16 protein-coding genes are annotated in these 17100 nt (G+C 72.6%); 7 read left to right on the top strand and 9 right to left on the bottom strand.

The annotated features are described in order from the left end of the window. Nucleotides 1–10: 10 nt before the first annotated feature. Genes ACN26Z_RS06740 through mtrA form a run of 3 tightly spaced genes read right to left on the bottom strand, consistent with a single transcriptional unit; the run spans nucleotide 11 to nucleotide 4279 of the window. On the bottom strand, nucleotides 11–1810 hold the full coding sequence (locus tag ACN26Z_RS06740; RefSeq protein WP_421460259.1) for an LpqB family beta-propeller domain-containing protein: 1800 nt from the start codon (nucleotides 1808–1810) through the stop codon (nucleotides 11–13). Further along, nucleotides 1807–3576, bottom strand: a complete 1770-nt coding sequence (gene mtrB, locus ACN26Z_RS06735) for an MtrAB system histidine kinase MtrB (protein ID WP_170863483.1) — start codon at nucleotides 3574–3576, stop codon at nucleotides 1807–1809. The genes ACN26Z_RS06740 and mtrB overlap by 4 nt, the downstream gene beginning before the upstream one ends. Before the next feature lie 13 nt (nucleotides 3577–3589). Further along, nucleotides 3590–4279, bottom strand: coding sequence for an MtrAB system response regulator MtrA (gene mtrA, locus ACN26Z_RS06730; RefSeq protein WP_093406568.1), 690 nt, complete (start codon nucleotides 4277–4279; stop codon nucleotides 3590–3592). Between the two features lie 209 nt (nucleotides 4280–4488). On the opposite strand from mtrA, the gene ACN26Z_RS06725 reads away from it, so the two are divergent. Genes ACN26Z_RS06725 through ACN26Z_RS06705 form a run of 5 tightly spaced genes read left to right on the top strand, consistent with a single transcriptional unit; the run spans nucleotide 4489 to nucleotide 9566 of the window. Next, entirely contained in the window at nucleotides 4489–5331 is an 843-nt protein-coding gene (locus ACN26Z_RS06725; RefSeq protein ID WP_093406566.1) for a hypothetical protein, read from the top strand. Further along, nucleotides 5328–5900 carry a DUF4129 domain-containing protein gene (locus ACN26Z_RS06720; protein WP_232511308.1) on the top strand — a complete coding sequence of 191 codons (573 nt, stop codon included), beginning with the start codon at nucleotides 5328–5330 and terminating at the stop codon, nucleotides 5898–5900. Before ACN26Z_RS06725 ends, ACN26Z_RS06720 begins: the two co-directional genes overlap by 4 nt. Beyond that, a complete protein-coding gene (locus tag ACN26Z_RS06715) occupies nucleotides 5897–7276 on the top strand; it encodes a DUF4350 domain-containing protein (protein ID WP_421460258.1) in 1380 nt (459 codons plus the stop codon). The genes ACN26Z_RS06720 and ACN26Z_RS06715 overlap by 4 nt, the downstream gene beginning before the upstream one ends. Further along, the gene (locus ACN26Z_RS06710) at nucleotides 7273–8259 is read left to right on the top strand and encodes an AAA family ATPase (RefSeq protein ID WP_170863482.1); all 987 of its coding nucleotides are present in this window, start codon (nucleotides 7273–7275) and stop codon (nucleotides 8257–8259) included. The genes ACN26Z_RS06715 and ACN26Z_RS06710 overlap by 4 nt, the downstream gene beginning before the upstream one ends. Next, nucleotides 8256–9566: a DUF58 domain-containing protein gene (locus ACN26Z_RS06705; RefSeq protein WP_093406563.1), complete on the top strand. Its 1311-nt coding sequence runs from the start codon at nucleotides 8256–8258 to the stop codon at nucleotides 9564–9566. The genes ACN26Z_RS06710 and ACN26Z_RS06705 overlap by 4 nt, the downstream gene beginning before the upstream one ends. Nucleotides 9567–9604: 38 nt before the next feature. Here ACN26Z_RS06705 and ACN26Z_RS06700 read toward each other — a convergent pair whose 3' ends face one another. Further along, the gene (locus ACN26Z_RS06700) at nucleotides 9605–10588 is read right to left on the bottom strand and encodes a stage II sporulation protein M (RefSeq protein WP_093406561.1); all 984 of its coding nucleotides are present in this window, start codon (nucleotides 10586–10588) and stop codon (nucleotides 9605–9607) included. 41 nt (nucleotides 10589–10629) lie between these two features. Between ACN26Z_RS06700 and ACN26Z_RS06695 the strand changes: the two genes are divergently transcribed. After that, nucleotides 10630–11523 carry an RDD family protein gene (locus tag ACN26Z_RS06695; protein WP_232511307.1) on the top strand — a complete coding sequence of 298 codons (894 nt, stop codon included), beginning with the start codon at nucleotides 10630–10632 and terminating at the stop codon, nucleotides 11521–11523. After that, complete coding sequence (locus ACN26Z_RS06690; protein WP_282239948.1) at nucleotides 11520–11672, top strand: hypothetical protein; 153 nt, start codon at nucleotides 11520–11522, stop codon at nucleotides 11670–11672. The genes ACN26Z_RS06695 and ACN26Z_RS06690 overlap by 4 nt, the downstream gene beginning before the upstream one ends. A gap of 120 nt (nucleotides 11673–11792) precedes the next feature. On the opposite strand, the gene ahcY is transcribed toward ACN26Z_RS06690, so the two are convergent. From ahcY to ACN26Z_RS06665, 5 genes are all read right to left on the bottom strand, one after another. Beyond that, the gene (ahcY, locus tag ACN26Z_RS06685; protein ID WP_093406556.1) at nucleotides 11793–13292 is read right to left on the bottom strand and encodes an adenosylhomocysteinase; all 1500 of its coding nucleotides are present in this window, start codon (nucleotides 13290–13292) and stop codon (nucleotides 11793–11795) included. A gap of 292 nt (nucleotides 13293–13584) precedes the next feature. Next, nucleotides 13585–14742 (bottom strand): mannose-6-phosphate isomerase, class I, encoded by a 1158-nt coding sequence (gene manA / locus ACN26Z_RS06680; RefSeq protein WP_421460256.1) that lies wholly within the window; start codon nucleotides 14740–14742, stop codon nucleotides 13585–13587. A 3-nt stretch (nucleotides 14743–14745) separates the two neighbouring features. Continuing rightward, nucleotides 14746–15699: a cation diffusion facilitator family transporter gene (locus ACN26Z_RS06675; RefSeq protein WP_093406550.1), complete on the bottom strand. Its 954-nt coding sequence runs from the start codon at nucleotides 15697–15699 to the stop codon at nucleotides 14746–14748. Beyond that, complete coding sequence (locus ACN26Z_RS06670) at nucleotides 15696–16892, bottom strand: SIS domain-containing protein (protein ID WP_093406547.1); 1197 nt, start codon at nucleotides 16890–16892, stop codon at nucleotides 15696–15698. Before ACN26Z_RS06670 ends, ACN26Z_RS06675 begins: the two co-directional genes overlap by 4 nt. Continuing rightward, complete coding sequence (locus ACN26Z_RS06665) at nucleotides 16889–17071, bottom strand: Trm112 family protein (RefSeq protein WP_093406545.1); 183 nt, start codon at nucleotides 17069–17071, stop codon at nucleotides 16889–16891. The genes ACN26Z_RS06670 and ACN26Z_RS06665 overlap by 4 nt, the downstream gene beginning before the upstream one ends. Between the last annotated feature and the right edge of the window lie 29 nt (nucleotides 17072–17100).

Raw genomic sequence — 17100 nt, 5'->3', positions numbered from 1 at the left:
CACGGCCTGCTCAGTAGAGGAAGACGGGGGCGGTGGGGTTGCCCGGACGCACCCCCGCCGGCGGCGGTGTCACGTCCTGGACCTGGTCGCGGTTGATCCGGTCGAACGGGTTGCTGCGGTACGCCACCCCGTTCGCCTCGTACATGAACGAGCCGGCCAGCGGGGACCGCTCGGCGGTGGCCGGGTACGCGGCGAGGTGGTCGACCTGGCTGCCGGTGTCCTCCCGCAGCGGGGTCTCCAGGGCACCGTCGACGGTCACGTCGTAGATCGCCGGGCGACCCGCCGAGCCCGCCACCAGCAGGCGGTTCGCCGCCGACCAGTCCACTGCGGTGGCGTCGGTAAGCGAGCTGACCAGCCGTCGGGCCGGGCCCACTGTGGGTACGCCGCCCTCCCAGTTGATCGCGGCGACGTGCAGCGTGCCGTCGACGATCAGCGCCAGCCGGTGCCCGTCCAGGGCTGGGGCCACCGCGGTGACCCGGCCCGGCAGGCTGAGCTGCACCTGCCGCGTCGCCGCCTGGTCGTCGAAGCGGTAGAGCCGGCCGTCGGCGACCACCAGGCCGGTCGGGCGGGCGCCGTCGCTGCGAATCCAGACCGGGCGGCTCATCTCGGCGTACCTGCTGGGACCGGTGGTGAGGGTTTCCACCACGCCGCCGCTCCGCCCGACGGCCAGCCGCTGCCGCCCGTCCTCACCGGCCATCACGACGGCGACCAGGACGTCAGCGTCGACGCGACGCAGTCCGGCCGAGACGATGTCGTGGTTGACCTCGGGCGCCACCGGTACCGAGCCGGCGGCCTCGCCGGCAACCGTCAGCGAGTGGATCGCCCCCTCGTAGACGCAGTATCGCCGTGCGTTGACCTCGATCAGGTCCAGCGGGTTCAGCCGGCGCTGCTCCGCAAGGTCGATCACCTTACGGGACTGGTTGAGGATCTTCACCTCAACGGTGCCGTGCAGCTCCCGCAGGGACCACGCCAACTGGGTACCGAGCTGCTCCAGCCGCCGCTCGTCAGCGCCCGGCATGTCCAAGTTGACCTCCCACCGGCCGTCTGAACCGGTGGCATTGTTGATCATCTCGGTGCGGTCGGGCAGACCGGAGACACCGATCCGCAGCCAGTCCGACGGGCCGGCGGTCAACCACCGGACGACCTCGCTCACCCGCCGCTGCGGTGGTACGGCCGAGGAGAGGTACCGCTGGTCCGGCACGAGCTGGGTGCGGTCGGAGTTCCAGAAGTAGATCGCCTCCGCCTGGTAGTACCGGCGCAGCGCGTCGTCGCTGAGCAGCAGCACGTTCGGCGGGTCGCTGACGTAGTAGCCGGCGTCGTCCTCACCCACCGGGCCGGCACTGATCAGCCGGAACTCGTACGTCGACTCGGTGGCCACCGGCGGCACCAGCATCCCGTTGGCCCGCAGCAGCCCGACCTGCTGCACGCTGATGGTGACCTTCATGCTGTCCACGTCCGGTTCGATCACCGGATCGTCGGTGAGCCGCACCACCGACAGCGCCACCTCGCTGCCCTGCTTGTCCGGCAGCCCGTTGCGGTCCGCGGTCGCGATGAACCGCTTCACCCGCTCGTACGCCCGGTCGGGCTCGCCGGCCGCCGCGGCCAGGAAGTTGCGCACGAACGCCTCGGCGTCGCTGCCGCTGGCCTCCCGCGTCGGTGGCTCGGTACCGCGTCCCAACGACCAGTTCGTCTCCGCGGCCGGCCCACGCTGCTCGATCTGCACCTCGCTGCGGTCGGGGATCCCGCAGCCGGCGGCGACACCCAGCACCAGCACACCGGTGAGGACCCCGGTCAACAACCGTCGCCTCACGAGCCCACCTCCGCGCGCGGCTGTTCGGCCGGCGGCACCGCGTCCGGAGCCGGGCCGACGGCGAGCGCGCCGGCCGGGCCGGGCCCGATGGCCAGCAGCCCACCGGCAGGCGCGCCACCGAACGGCAGCGTGGCGTCGGCCGGCACCAGCCGCAGCGGCGAGGTGGTGAGCCGATCGCCGGCGCGCGCCGGCAGGGTGAGCCGGAACTGCGCGCCCTGCCCCGGTGCACCCCACGCTTCCAGCCAGCCGCCGTGCAGGCGGGCGTCCTCCAGGCTGATCGACAGGCCCAGGCCGGTCCCGCCGGTCTGCCGGGCCCGCGACGGATCAGCCCGCCAGAACCGGTTGAAGACCAGCTTCTCCTCGCCCGGCTTGAGCCCGACGCCGTGGTCGCGGACGGTAAGCGCGACGGCGGTCTCGTCCATGCCCAGTGTGATCCGCACCGGCCGACCCTCGCCGTGCTCGACAGCGTTGCCGACCAGGTTGCGCAGCACCCGTTCGACCCGTCGTGGGTCGATCTCGGCGATCACCGGGGCGGTCGGGACGTCAAGCTCGATGGCCACCCCGACCCGCTCGGCCAGCCCGGCCAGCCGGTCGGCCACCCGGTGGACCACCGGCACCAGATCGGTCGGCTCGGCGTCGAGCACCGCGAATCCCGCGTCGAACCGGCTGATCTCCAGCAGGTCTGTCAGCAGTTCCTCGAAGCGGTCCAGCTCGGCCTGGAGCAGCTCGGCGCTGCGTGCCACCGCCGGATCGAACTCGTCGCGTTCGGCGAAGATCAGATCAGCGGCCATCCGTACCGTGGTCAGCGGGGTCCGCAGTTCGTGCGACACGTCGGAGGTGAACCGACGTTGCAGTCGGGACATTTCCTCCAGTCGCAGGATCTGCCGTTGCAGGTTGGTGGCCATCTGGTTGAACGAAGCCGCGAGCAGCGCCAGGTCGTCCTCGCCGTTGACGGCCATCCGCTGGTCGAGCAGGCCGGCCGAGAGTCGCTGGGCGGTCCGGGCGGCGACCCGTACCGGGATCACCACCAGCCGGGTCACCAGGGCGGCGAGCAGCCCGAGCAGCAGCACCAGGGCGACTCCGGTGGCCACCACGGTGGCCCGCGCCTGCGCCGCCGTGGTGTCCTGCAGGGTCAGCGGCACGAAGTAGTAGAGCTCCACCTGGCCGAAGCGGGTCGGCACCGGCGAGCCGTAGACGAGGTACTTCGCCTCGGCGTCTCCGGTGAGCCGGCCGGTGCGGATCTGGTTGGCCACGTTCCCGTCGGCCACCGCGGCGCGCAGCTCGGGGCTGATCAGGGGCCGGACGTTCGCCGACGGTGAGGTGCGCGCCTCGATCACTCCGGGCCAGTTGTCCGCGGTCAGGGCCACCACCACGCCGCTGTTCTGCTGGGGGTCGCCACCGGCGAGGTAGTTGACCGTGCCGTCGATCGTCTCCTGGAGCTGCGCCTCCTGCGGCTGGCTGTAGAGGCTGAACTGCTTGGCCGCGTACTCCGCGCCGTTGAGCAGCCGCAACTGGACGTCGGTCTTGGCATTGTCCAGCAGAATGCTCGTGATCTTGTCGGCGATCAGGTAGGCGAACCCGCCGACCAGCAGGCTGGAGGTCACCAACGTGATGGTCACCACCCGCACCTGCAACGACCGGCGCCAGGTCTGGTGCAGCCTCGCCAGTGATCGGGCCAGTCGCCCGCTCACCCCACGCCACAACTCCCGCGCGGCACCGCGCCGGCGGGAGGTCGGGTCGAGATCGGGGATCGGGGAGGTGGTCACAGTGCGACCAAGGCTATCCGGTGCCCGCCTTGTAGCCCACGCCACGAACGGTGAGGATGATTTCGGGGCGCTCCGGATCCGGCTCGATCTTGGCTCGTAGCCGCTGCACGTGCACGTTGACCAGCCGGGTGTCCGCCGCGTGCCGGTATCCCCAGACCTGCTCGAGCAGCACCTCCCGGGTGAAGACCTGACGCGGTTTGCGGGCGAGCGCGACCAGCAGGTCGAACTCCAGCGGCGTCAGCTTCACCTCCTCGCCGTTGCGACTGACGGTGTGTGCCGGTACGTCTATGGCGATCTGGTTGCCGGGCGGGCCGATGGTGAGCAGCTCCGGCGCGGCGTCCTCGCCGCGACGCAACCGCGCCCGCATCCGGGCCACCAGTTCCTTCGGCTTGAACGGCTTGACCACGTAGTCGTCGGCACCCGACTCCAGACCGAGCACGACGTCGACCGTGTCGCTCTTGGCGGTCAGCATCACGATCGGCACTCCGGACTCGCCCCGGATCGCCCGCGCCACGTCGATACCGCTCATTCCGGGCAGCATCAGGTCAAGCAGGACGATGTCGGGCCGATTGTCGCGGAACGCGGCCAATGCCCGTTCCCCGTCCGCCACGAACGAGGGCATGAAGCCTTCGCTGCGCAGCACGATGCCGAGCATCTCGGCGAGCGCGGGGTCGTCGTCGACCACCAGTACCCGGGCTCTCATGGGGTTAATGGTTCCATCCCGTCAGTTCGGTGGGCTCGGCGTCACCCGCACGCTACTGCCGTCAGGTGGGCCGTGCCCAGCACCGCTCGGTTCTACCGCCCGCACGTGCCACCCCGGGGGGCGGGTCTGCACCCCGGGCGACCGCGCGTGTCAACATGATCCCCGGGTGCGCCGCAGCGCGCCACCATCACCGCCTCCCAGGAGTACGCGTGCCCGAAACAGGCCCGACCGTCGTACTCCCCGGTCGCCCGCTCACCAGCGGGGAACTGCTCGACTCCGCGGTGCTGCTGCTACGCGGCCAGGCAGCGGTCCTGCTGCCCCTCGCCGCCGTGCTGGCCGCCGGTGAACAACTCCTGCTGCTGCCCCTACGGACCGCCATGGGTGCCACCGGGCCGCTGTGGTGGCCGTCCGGCCTGAGCGAGTTCGGCATCTTCTGGTTCCTGCTCGCCCTCGGCGCGGCAACCGAAGCAATGATCATTCTGCTGCTCGGCAACCCCGCCGCCCACGCCGCCGCCGGCGCGCTGGTCGACGGGCGCTCCGCCGCCACGGACGCATGGGGGCCCGGCGGCCGCTGGGGCGCCACCGTCCTGCTCTGTCCCGCCGTCGGCGCGGTCATGCTGCTCGCGTCCCTGCTCGGCCCCGTCTGGTTCATCGGATTCGCTCTGTTGGGTGCGGTGGCACCGGCGCTGGTGGTCGACCGGGTCGCACCGGTACGCGCGATCAACCGCTCCGTCGCAATGGCGCTGCGCCTGACCGGGCGGGCCGCCGCGCTGCGGGTACTCGGCTACCTCGTCTGGTGGATCATCCGGGTCGGGCTCGGCTGGGGGTTGTTCACCGGGGTGACCGCACTCGATCTGGTCACCGAGGGCTGGGCCGATGCCGTGGCGATGCTGGTCTGGGCGGCCGTGAACACGGTCGCCTTCGCCGCCTTGGCCTGCCTGGACGCGGTCGTGCATCTGGAGACCCGGATCCGCACCGAGGGCCTGGACATCCGGCTCGCCCGGGTGCCCGCCGCACCGCGTACCAAGGACCTGCTGGCGGTCGGCGGATGAGCATCAGCCGCTGGTGGACCGAAACCACCGCAGCCCTCGGCGACCACCTGCCGCTGCCGCTGGCCACGCTGCTGCTGGTGCTGGCCACGGCGCTTACCGCGACGGCCTGGTACACCTTCCCCGCCTGGCTGCCCCGCCGGCTGCCCCGGCTGCACCGACGCCGCCGCACCGAGGGCACGGCGCGGAAGCCCGAGACCCCGCCGGTGACCGTCGCTTCACCGCCGTCGGCCGGCCCGGTCGGCACCGAAGTGATGGCCGACCGGCTGGCCGCCGAGGGCCGCTACGACGAGGCGGTCCGCGAGCGGTTGCGCGGCATGCTCCACCAGCTCACCGATCGGCGCGTGGTGCAGGTCCGGCCCGGTATGACCGTCGCCGAGGTGGTCACCGAGGCCGGTGCCCACCATCCACCGGCCGAACCGCCGCTGAGCGCCGCCGCCGCCATCTTCTCGGAGGTGTGGTACGCGCAGCGCCCGGCCACCGCCGAGCACGATCACCGGATGCGCGACCACGCCGGTCGGCTGGGAGACCTGCTCGCCGCGGCCCCGCCAGCGAAGGACGACGACCGGTGAGCGCACCCGGGCGCCGTCACCGGATCATCGTTCCGGTGCTGGTGGGGGTACTACTGATCGCCGTCACACTCGTCACCCGCGAAATCGACCAGCCGGACCAGACCGACCGGGGCTTCCTCTCCCCGGTGGTGACCGAGGACCACGGTGGCAGCCGGCTCGCCGCGATCCTGGGCGAGCGCGGGGTGACGGTGCACCGGGAGACCGACACCCTCCGGGCGTTGCTGGCCACCCGACCCGCCCCGACCACCCTGTTCGTTCCGGCGCCCGAGCTGCTGCACCCGCGCACCGTCGGCTACCTGGGTCTGTTGCCCGGAGGCACCCGGCTGGTACTGGTCGACCCGCCCCGGCGGGTGCTGGCCGCCGCCGGGCTGCCGCTGCGCCCGGCAGGCCGACGGTGGGCGACCCGGGCCGTGTCGCCGCACGGCGTCGACGGCTCCTGCCCACTGGCCGAGGTCACGCCCGCCGCCACCGCCGCCGTCGCCCGCCAGCGGTACGCATCGACCGGCGCTCCCGGCGGCGTCGATCTCTGCTACGCCGGCGGGCTGGCCCGCCTGCCCGGCGCTGCCGAGAGCGTGGTGGTGGGCGCCAGTGACCCGTTCCGCAACGGCCGGATCGACGAATGGGACAACCTCGTCTTCGCCACCGGGCTGCTCGGCACCTCCGGCCGGGTGGTCTGGCTCGACCTGGACGGCCCGGCGCCGCCGCCACCCGAACCCAGCCCGGCACCCACCCGGCCGCTGCCGGAGCGCGACGACGACATCGACGACCCAGGCGACCCGGAGGACCTGGACAGCGGGGAGAGCGGCGAGACGGCACCGGGTGGCCGTCCGGGCGGTGAGGCGTCCGGCCCCGGCTCACGGGGCTCCTCCGGGGAGCCCAACCCGCTCTGGTCGGCCTTCCCGCCGTGGTTCTGGGCGCTGCTGCTGCAACTCGGCCTGGCGGCGCTGCTGATCGCCATCGGCCGGGCCCGCCGGCTCGGCCCGCCCACGCCGGAACCGCTGCCGGTGTCCGTGCCCGCCGCCGAGACGGTCCTCGGCCGGGGTCGGCTCTACCAACGGGCGCGAGCCCGCGAGAGCACCGCCCGACTGCTCCGGACCGCGACGCTCGCCCGGCTGGCACGACGGGTGCACCTGCCCGCCGAGGCGCCGCCCGCCACGGTCGCCGCCACCGTCGCCGCCCGCACCGGCGACCGGCCCGACAGCATCCACGAGCTGCTCTACGGCGACGCGCCCCCAACCGACCGGGACCTGCTGGAGCTGGCCGGTGAGCTGGACCGCGTGACGCGTGCCGGCGGGCCGAGCCCCGCGCAGCCCGTCGCCGACCCGCCGGCCCCGCCCCGGCTGCCGAAGCCCCGATCCGAAGGAGACCACCGGTGACCCGACCCGCGACGACCGTGGACCAGCTCGCCGCCGATCCCACCCGGGCCGCGCTGCACCGGCTCCGCGCCGAGGTGGCCAAGGCGGTCGTGGGTCAGGAGGGCGTGGTCACGGGGCTGATCGTCGCCCTGCTCTGCCGTGGTCACGTGCTGCTGGAGGGCGTGCCGGGGGTAGCAAAGACGCTGCTGGTGCGTACCGTGGCCGCCGCACTGGACCTGACCTCGCGGCGGGTGCAGTTCACCCCTGACCTGATGCCCGGCGACGTCACCGGCTCGATGGTCTTCGACGCGCGGACCGCGGCGTTCACCTTCCGGGAGGGGCCGGTCTTCACCAACCTGCTGCTCGCCGACGAGATCAACCGCACGCCACCGAAGACCCAGTCCGCGCTGCTGGAGGTGATGGAGGAACGGCAGGTCACCGTCGAGGGCGAGCAACGCGTGCTGCCCGATCCGTTCATCGTCGCCGCCACCCAGAACCCGGTGGAGTACGAGGGCACCTATCCGCTGCCGGAAGCCCAGCTCGACCGGTTCCTGCTCAAACTCACCGTGCCGCTGCCCAGCCGGGACGAGGAACTGGGTGTGCTCCGGGCCCACCACGCCGGTTTCGATCCCAGGGATCTGACCGCAGCCGGCGTACGCCCGGTGGCGGACGCGGCCGACCTCGCCGCCGCACGTGCGGCGGTGGGCCGCGTGCACGTCGCCGAACCGCTGCTCGGCTACGTCGTCGACCTGTGCCGGGCCACCCGCGCCACCCCGGCGCTTGAGTTGGGCGCCTCGCCGCGCGGTGCGACGGCCCTGCTCGGCACCGCGAAGGCGTGGGCGTGGCTGAACGGACGCGATCACGTGGTGCCGGACGACGTCAAGGCGATGGCGCGACCGACCCTGCGGCACCGGCTGCGCCTGCGGCCGGAGGCCGAACTTGAGGGTGTCGGGGTGGATCCGGTCCTGGACACGGTGCTGGCCACCGTGCCGACTCCGCGATGACCTGGCGGGTGGCGGCGCTGCTGGCGGCAGGGGCGCTGACCCTGCCGGTGTGGCCGGCACCCTTCGTCGGGGTGGCGGTGATGGTCGGCGTGGTGCTGCTGCTGGTCGGGCTCGACCTTGCGCTCGCCGCGCCGCTGCGGGCGTTGACCGCCGAACGGACCGGTGAGCGGGCCGTACGGCTCGGTGGCACCGCCACGGTCACCCTGTACCTGCGCAACGCCTCCGGTCGGCTGCTGCGGGCCCGGGTCCGCGACGCCTGGGTGCCCTCGGCCGGGGCCCGGCCGGAGGTGCCGCCGACCCGGGTGGTGCGGGCCGCACCCGGTGAGGTGCTGACACTGCCCAGCCACCTCACCCCCACCCGTCGGGGCGACCGACCCGCCGTGGCCCTGACCGTCCGCTCGTTCGGGCCGCTCGGGCTGGCGTTCCGCCAGTGGGGTGGCCGGCCGGGCACGCCACCGTGGACCCTACGGGTGCTGCCCCGCTTCGACTCGCGCCGACACCTGCCGGAGCGGCTGTCGCGGCTGCGCGTCATCGACGGCACACAGGTCGGTCGGGGACGCGGACCGGGCACCGAGTTCGACGCGCTGCGGGAGTACGTGTCCGGCGACGACGTACGGTCCATCGACTGGCGAGCCAGCGCCCGGCGGGCCGAGGTGCTGGTCCGCACCTGGCGGCCGGAGCGGGACCGGCGGCTGGTCTGCGTGCTGGACACCGGGCGCACCTCGGCGGTGCGGGTGGGCGACGAGCCGCGCTTGGACGCCTCGATCGAGGCGGCGCTGCTACTCAGCGCGTTGGCGGCGCGGGCCGGTGACCGGGTGGACGTGCTCGCGGCGGACGCCGTACCCCGGGCCTCGGTCGGTGGTGCCGAACGGCCCGGGCAGTGGAACCGGCTGGCCCACGCGCTTGCTCCGTTGCAACCCACGCTTGTCGAGACCGACTTCCGGCTGATCGCCGGCGAGTTGCTCCGGCGGCACCGCCCGCGCAGCCTGGTGGTGCTGCTCACTGCCCTGGAACCCGGCGCGCTCGGCGACGGTCTGCTGCCGGTGCTGCCCCGGCTGGCCGCCCGGCACCGGGTGTTGGTGGCGGCGGCCCAGGATCCGGTGCTGACCCGACTCACCGCCGCGCCCCCGCGACGTCCGGCGGACGCGTACGCCGCAGCTGCCGCCTGGCGCACGCTCGCCGAACGCGACCGCCTCACCCAGGCACTCACCCGCCACAACGTCACAGTGGTGGACGCCCCCGCCACCCACCTGGCCCCCGCCCTGGCCGACACCTACCTGGCCCTGAAATCCCAAGCCCAACTCTGATCCACCCACCCCCGCTCCGCCCCGCGTTGATCACGAGGTTAGCGGGGAAGTTGATCTCCATGAATGCCGTCAACTTCATGATCAACGGGGTGGGTGCGGGGGCCGAGGAGGAGGACGTAGGTGAGGAAGGCGAGCCAGATGGTGGCGCCTGTGGCGATGCGTAGGGGGGTCGGCAGGGGGGCGGGGGTGATGAAGGCCTCGATCAGCGCTGCGACGGCGAAGAGGGCGACCAGGCCGACGGCGACCAGCACGCCGTCGCGTCCCGCCCGGGCCACCGCCTGCCCCCGGGTCAACTGCTCCGGCGGCGCGATCCACGCCCACCCGATGCGCAGGCCCACCCCGGCGGCGACGAACACGCCGGTCAGCTCCAGCAGGCCGTGCGGAGTGATCAGGCCGAAGAAGACGTCCGCCCGGCCGTAGGAGACCATCACCCCGCCGACCACGCCGATGTTTATCGCGTTCTGCCAGAGCAGGTAGCCGACGGGCACGATCAGCACCCCCGCCGCCAGACACTTCGCCGCCAACCAGGCGTTGTGCGTCCACAGGTGGAAGGCGAACGTCGGCGCGGAGAACTCCGTGTAGTAGCCGGCGAAGCCGGACTCGACCAGGTTGGCGGCCTCGTCGTCGCCGATGAATGCCGCCGCCGTCTCCGGGTTGTCCGCCACGAACCACATCAGGGTGAAGGTGAGCAGGGTGAAGGCGGTCGCCACCGCGCACCACCACGGCGCCGCCCGCCAGATCGCGCCCGGCAGGCCGACCAGCAGGAATCGCCGTACGGCCGACCAGGAGGGTCGGGGCCGACCGGTGAGCCGCGCCCGCGCCCGCAGCACCACCTGGGACAGCTCGCTGACCAGCGCCGGGTCCGGCGAGCGGCTACGCAGTACCGACAGTTGAGTGGTGGCCCGCTGGTAGAGCGCGACCAGTTCGTCGACCTCGGCCGGGTCGAGCCGCCGCTGACCACAGAGCTGATTCAGCCGGCGCCACTGCCCACCGTGCTCTGCCACGTACGCGTCGACATCCACCGGCCACCTCCGACCGCGCGATCATAGTGTTCACTGTCGGGGTGAGCACAGCGGCGCGAGCGTGGACCGCCCCGGGTTGGGGCGACGCCGGGCTGGTCAGCGGCGAGGCCGTCGAGTTGGACGTGCGGGCCGCGCGGGTCGGCTCCCGGGTGCTCGCACTCCTGCTCGACGTGCTGGTGCAACTGGTGGCCGGGCTGCTGCTCGCCGCGCTGGCCGGGCTGGCCCTGGCCGCCCTGCCGTACGGGATGCTCGACGCGGCGATGGAACGCGCCCTGCTCACCGTCGGGCTCGTCCTGCTCCTGGTCGGCTATCCGGTGCTCTGTGAACGGTTCAACGACGGCCGGACGCCGGGCAAGGCGGTGGTCGGGCTGCGGGTGGTGAGCCTCGACGGCGCTCCCGTCGGGTTCCGGCAGTCGCTGACCCGGGCGCTGGTCGGGGTCGCCGTGGAATGGCCGGGTCTGGTGCTGCCGCTGCTCTCCTGGGCGGTCGGGCTGACCGTGATGCTCAGCGACACTCGTGGCCGACGTCTCGGCGACCTGGCGGCGGGCACCCTGGTGGTGCACACCCGGCCCGCGACGAGGTGGCGGCCGGTTCCGGCGACGGTGCCGGAGCTGGCCGGTTGGGCGTACTCGCTGGATCTGAGCCGGCTGGACGCGGGGCTGGCGCTGGCCGTCCGGCAGTACCTTGCCCGGGCCCACGGGTTCAGCGAGCCGGCGCGCGGCGAGTTGGCCCGGCTGCTGTGGGGGCAGGTCGCCGCGGTTACCAGCCCGCCGCCACCGGCCGGGCGATCGGAGGTGGCCTGTCTGGCCGCCGTCATCGCCGAGCGGCACCGGCGGGCCCGTCGCCTCCTCGCCGGTGAACGCACGCTCACCGAGGCGCTGTGGCAGCAGTTCCGGGCCACTCCCACCGATGATCCACCTGGGCGGTCGGCATGAAGGGTTTCGGGCCTTGGCTCGCGGTGCTCGCGGTGGTGGTGCTACTCAGCGCACTGCGGCTGCGCACCCTGGCGGCACTGGTGTCGGTGGCCTGGCTGCTCTGGTGTGTATGGACGTGGATCCGCCCCACCCGCCGCCGTACCCGCTGACCACCGCTCACCGGCCCGGATGATCAGGCGGCAGGCCGTGACGTCGGCCGCCGCGCCGCGACCCGGACGGCCACCTCCGGGGTCGACCGGTGCGGTCGGCCCCGGAGGTGACGTCGATGCTCAGTAGCGGTAGTGGTCCGGCTTGAACGGGCCTTCCACGGCGACGCCGAGGTAGGCGGCCTGCTCCTTGGAGAGCGTGGTCAGCTTGGCGCCGAGCGCGTCCAGGTGCAGCCGGGCGACCTTCTCGTCGAGGTGCTTGGGCAGCACGTACACGCCGATCGGGTACTCGTCGGTCTTGGTGTACAGCTCGATCTGGGCGATCGTCTGGTTGGCGAACGAGTTCGACATGACGAAGCTGGGGTGGCCGGTGGCGTTGCCCAGGTTCAGCAGGCGACCCTCGGAGAGCACGATGATCGCGTGGCCGTCGTCGAACTTCCAGAGGTCGACCTGCGGCTTGATGTTCTCCCGGGTGACATCCGAGCGCTTCGCCAGGCCGGCCATGTCGATCTCGTTGTCGAAGTGGCCGATGTTGCCGACGATGGCCTGGTGCTTCATCCGGGCCATGTGCTCGTTGGTGATGACGTCATAGCAGCCGGTGGCGGTGATGAAGATGTCAGCCTGCTCGACCACGTCTTCCATGGTGGCCACCTGGTAGCCGTCCATCGCCGCCTGGAGCGCACAGATCGGGTCGACCTCGGTCACCACGACCCGGGCACCCTGGCCGCGCAGCGACTCAGCGCAGCCCTTGCCCACGTCGCCGTAGCCGAACACGACTGCCATCTTGCCGCCGATCAGCGTGTCGGTGGCCCGGTTGATGCCGTCGATGAGCGAGTGGCGGCAGCCGTACTTGTTGTCGAACTTGCTCTTGGTCACCGAGTCGTTGACGTTGATGGCCGGGAAGAGCAGCGTGCCGGCGCGGTGCATCTCGTAGAGCCGGTGCACGCCGGTGGTGGTCTCCTCGGTGACGCCCTTGATGCCGGCGGCGATCCGCGTCCACCGCTGGCCGCTCGCGGCCAGCGAGCGGTGCAGCAGGCCGAGGATGACCGCGTACTCCTCGGAGTCGGCGGACTCGACCGGCGGCACGGCGCCGGCCTTCTCGAACTCGGCACCCTTGTGGACGAGCAGCGTGGCGTCGCCACCGTCGTCCAGGATCATGTTCGGGCCGTCCCCGTCGGGCCAGTCGAGCACCTGCTCGGTGCACCACCAGTACTCCTCAAGGGTCTCGCCCTTCCAGGCGTACACCGGGACACCTGACGGCGCGTCGACGGTGCCCTCGGGGCCGACGACGATCGCGGCGGCGGCGTGGTCCTGGGTGGAGAAGATGTTGCAGGACGCCCAGCGGACCTGCGCGCCGAGCGCGACCAGGGTCTCGATCAGGACGGCGGTCTGGATCGTCATGTGCAGCGACCCGGTGATCCTCGCTCCCGCGAGCGGCTGCGCGTCGGCGAACTCACGCCGGATCGCCATCAGGCCGGGCATCTCGTGCTCGGCGAGGCGGATCTCCTTGCGCCCGAACTCGGCGAGCGACAGATCCGCCACCTTGTAGTCGCCCTCGGCGACAGTACGCGGCCGGACCTCGGACGACGTGCCAGTGGCGGACGCCGGGAGGGTGCTGGTCATGAAAGCTCCTGTCGGACGATGGTGCTGCGCAACCTCCCACCTTACGCGGGTTGACGGCGCGCGGTCGGGGTGGTTACGGACAGCGCACGGGGCGGCCGGTGTGGACGTGTGCCGCCCATCTCCGTCCGCCCCGTGCATCCCCCCGGTTTGGTTCCCCCGCGCGTTCTCGGACCATCGTCGCGATAACGCTACGCACCTATAGAGTCACACTGAGCAAGGGCCGAGTCAAGCTATTCCGGGAAAGTCGGACTTGTCGGTCGCCAGCTGACCTCACCCAAGAACCGAAGCCGACTCAGACCTGACCGGTGGAGGCGACGTACGTCTCACCCTCACCGGTGACCGTGAGTGAACTGCCAGCGGCTGGTCCCACCGCCGCCCGGCCGGAGCCGAGAGTCACTGGCGCCACCCCGTCGGTCACGGTGACCCGGCCGGCGGTGCAGAGCACCACCCGGGGGCCCGGCACCGCCAACGTCACCTCGGACCGACCGTCGCCGACGGTCACCCGGTGCAGCGCGAAGTCGTCCACCGGCACCGGCCAGGTGACCACCCCGTCGGCGACCTCCCGGGGCGCGACCACCGGCCGGTCGAGCACCTCGAAACGGAGCACCCGCAGCAGTTCGGCCACGTCAACGTGCTTCGGGGTCAACCCGCCCCGCAGCACGTTGTCGCTGGCGGCCATCACCTCCACCCCGGTGCCGCGCAGGTAGGCGTGCAGGTTGCCGGCCGGCATCCAGATCGCCTCACCGGCGGCCAGCCGCACCCGGTTGAGCAGCAGGGCCACCAGCACTCCGGGGTCGGCCGGGTACGCATCGGCCAGCAGGGCCACCAGGTCCGCGTCCGGGCCGTCCGCCGCCCGGGCCGCCGCCACCAGGTCGGCCCGCTCCGCCGTCGGCCACTCCAGGAGCCGGCGTACGGCCTCGGCCAGTCCCGCCGGCCCGGCGGCCAACGCGTCGAGCACCGGACGCAGCTGCGGTACGCCCAGCGCGGCGAGCGCCCGCGCCGAGGCGGCGGGATCCCGGAACCCGCACAGCGCCTCCATCGGCCCGAGCGCCACCAGCAACTCCGGCTTGTGGAACGGGTCGACATAGTTGCGGTGCCCACCGGAGCGGGCCTGCTCGGCGGCGTGACCGGCCCGCGCCTGTTCGGCGTCCGGATGGGCCTGAAGGCTCAGCGGGGCCGCTGCGGCCAGCACCTTGAGCAGAAACGGCAGCCGGGGCCCGAACCGGTCGAGCACCGGGCGGCCGAGCCACTGGACGGGCTCGGCGGCGAGTACCTCGGTGAGCGCGATCCGCCCGCCGTCACGCTCGACGGCGGCCGGCGCGCCCGGATGCGCACCGAGCCACAGCTCCGCCTCGGGTACCGCGCTGGGCGCCGGCCGTCCCTGAAGTTCGGCGATCGCCGAGCGGGAGCCCCAGGCGTAGTCCTTGATCGGCCCGTACAGCGGTTCCACCGGTCAGCTCCCAGCGTGCCCGGAGGTGGTGGATGACCCGGCCGGGAGCCGGTAGATGTCCGGTTCGAGGTAGATGACCCGAGCGACCGGCACGGCGGCCCGGATCCGCTCCTCCACCGCGTCGATGCCCTGGGCCACCTCCTCGGCGCTCTCGCACCGCGACACCGCGACCTTCGCGGCCACCATCAACTCCTCCGGACCGAGGTACAGCGTCTTCATGTGGATGATCCGCTCCACCTCGGGGCCGGCGGTGACCGCCTGCTCGATGGCCGAGATGTCCGCCGGCTCGGCCCCCTCCCCCAGCAGCAGGCTCTTGGTCTCCACGGCAAGCACGATCGCGATGGTCACCAACAGCAGGCCGATCATCGCGGTGCCGGCCGCGTCCCAGCGGCCGTTGCCGGTGGCCAGGGTCATGCCCACCCCGAGCAGGGCGAAGACCAGGCCGACAAGTGCGCCGAAATCCTCCAGCAGCACCACCGGCAGCTCCGGCGCCTTCGACCGGCGAATGAACCTGGTCCACGACTCACGGCCCCGGACCAGGTTCGACTCCCTGATCGCGGTGCGGAAGGAGAACGACTCCATCACGATCGCCGCGAGCAGCACGGTCACCGGCACCCACTGCCAACTGGTGATGCCGTGCGGATCGGACCACTTGTGCCACGCCTCGTAGAGCGCGAACAGACCGCCCAGGCTGAACAGCACGATCGCGACGATGAAGGCGTAGACGTAGCGCTCCCGCCCGTAGCCGAACGGGTGTTGCGGGGTGGCGGCCCGCCGGGCCCGCTTGCCGCCGAGCAGCAGCAAGGCCTGGTTGCCCGAGTCGGCGACCGAGTGGATGGACTCGGCGAGCATCGACGACGAGCTGGTCAACAGGAAGGCCACGAACTTCGTCACGGCGATGCCGACGTTGGCCAGCAGCGCCGCGATGATCGCCTTGCTGCCACCCTGGGTGCTCACTGGTTGGCCAGTTCCTTCATCTCGGTGATCGCCGGGACCGCCATCGGGTCCAGGCCGTGCGCCAACGCCAAATAGATCGACGCGAAGTCCGGCACCGCCACCAGGGAGGCGAGCCGCTCCAGCGCCGAACCGCCCTCGGCGGTGACCACGTCGCACCGTACGCCCCGCCGCTCGGCGAGGGTCTGCACCGCGTCCGCGCGCCGCTCCTCGACGGCCAGTGGCTCGTCGGCGTCGTCCTCGGCGTTCAGGCCACCGTCGCGCAACAGCACCAACCGCAGTCGGGTGCCCGCGCCGTCCGACTCGTCGGGATCGGCGAAGATGTCCCGCTCCCCCTCGGCCAGGCCACCGAAAACGCCGTCGAGCAGCCCGACCCGGCCCCGACCCGCCTCGCCGAGCGCACCGGTGACCACCGGGTACCGGGCGTTGGCCGACAGGGTGTCGCCGAAGCGACGCGCGGCGACCGCCGCCAGCGGAGACGAGCCCCACACGATCGGGATCGACCCGGCCAGCCCGAGGGCGAGAGATTTCGCCGGATTGACGAAGGATTCGGCGGTGGGGCGACTGCGGTCCGCGTCGGCGTCCAGCCGGGCCGCCGTCTCCGCCAGGTCCGCCTCGTTGACCTTGACCAGGCCCAGGGCCCGGGCGGCGAGCAGGACCGGCACGGTGAGGCCCCAGAGGCTGGCCCGGGCCGGTGCCCGCCGGGGTACCGGGATGAACGGGGCGCGGGCCCGCTCGGCGACCGAGTGCAGTTGCGAGTCCGCCGGACCCACCGCGACCAGCCGGGCACCCCGCCGGTGAGCGGCCTCGGCGGCACCCAGCGCCTCCGGGCTGCGGCCGGAGGCGCTGACCGCGATCACCACGTCCGCCGCGCCGACCCAGCCGGGCACGCCGGCAAGGCGGTGCGCGATTACCGGCACCGGGCAGCGCGGCCCGGCGACCGTGGCCAGCACGTCACCGGTCCGTCCGGCGGTGCCGATGCCGGCGATCACCACCGCCCGGGGACGTCCGTCGTCGGCGAGTACGGAGAGGTTCGCCTCGGCGGCCAGGGCGGCCGACTCGCGTACCTGTGCCCCCGCCGAGGCGGTGTGCCGCAGCATGCCCCCCGGATCGCGCTCGGCGAGCGCCTGCGGGTCGTCGAGCAGTCGTTCGTCGGCGTTGCGGTGCCCGCTGACGCCGGCGGTTCCGTCGATCACGATCCCTCCGCAGGGCCGCGCGCCTCGTCCAGCAGCAGCACCGGCACATCGTCGCGGACCTCGAAGATCCGGCCGCACTCGGTGCACGTCAGCGTCTGGACCTGCGCGTCGTAGGTCAGCGGGGCATGGTGTGTGTCCGGGCAGGCAAGGATTTCCAGCAACTGCGGGTCGAGGGCCACTGCGCGGCTCCTTCCACGTGTGCGGCTTC

The organism is Verrucosispora sp. WMMD703 (assembly GCF_049178935.1).
In the GTDB taxonomy this organism is placed as follows: domain Bacteria; phylum Actinomycetota; class Actinomycetes; order Mycobacteriales; family Micromonosporaceae; genus Micromonospora; species Micromonospora sediminimaris.
This window is presented reverse-complemented; position numbering and strand designations above follow the sequence as displayed.

Coding starts and splice junctions, on each gene's coding strand:
- mtrA (WP_093406568.1), bottom strand. CDS start 4,279: ATGAGAGCCCGGGTACTGGTGGTCGACGACGACCCCGCGCTCGCCGAG.
- ACN26Z_RS06720 (WP_232511308.1), top strand. CDS start 5,328: ATGAGCATCAGCCGCTGGTGGACCGAAACCACCGCAGCCCTCGGCGAC.
- ACN26Z_RS06705 (WP_093406563.1), top strand. CDS start 8,256: ATGACCTGGCGGGTGGCGGCGCTGCTGGCGGCAGGGGCGCTGACCCTG.
- ACN26Z_RS06690 (WP_282239948.1), top strand. CDS start 11,520: ATGAAGGGTTTCGGGCCTTGGCTCGCGGTGCTCGCGGTGGTGGTGCTA.
- ahcY (WP_093406556.1), bottom strand. CDS start 13,292: ATGACCAGCACCCTCCCGGCGTCCGCCACTGGCACGTCGTCCGAGGTC.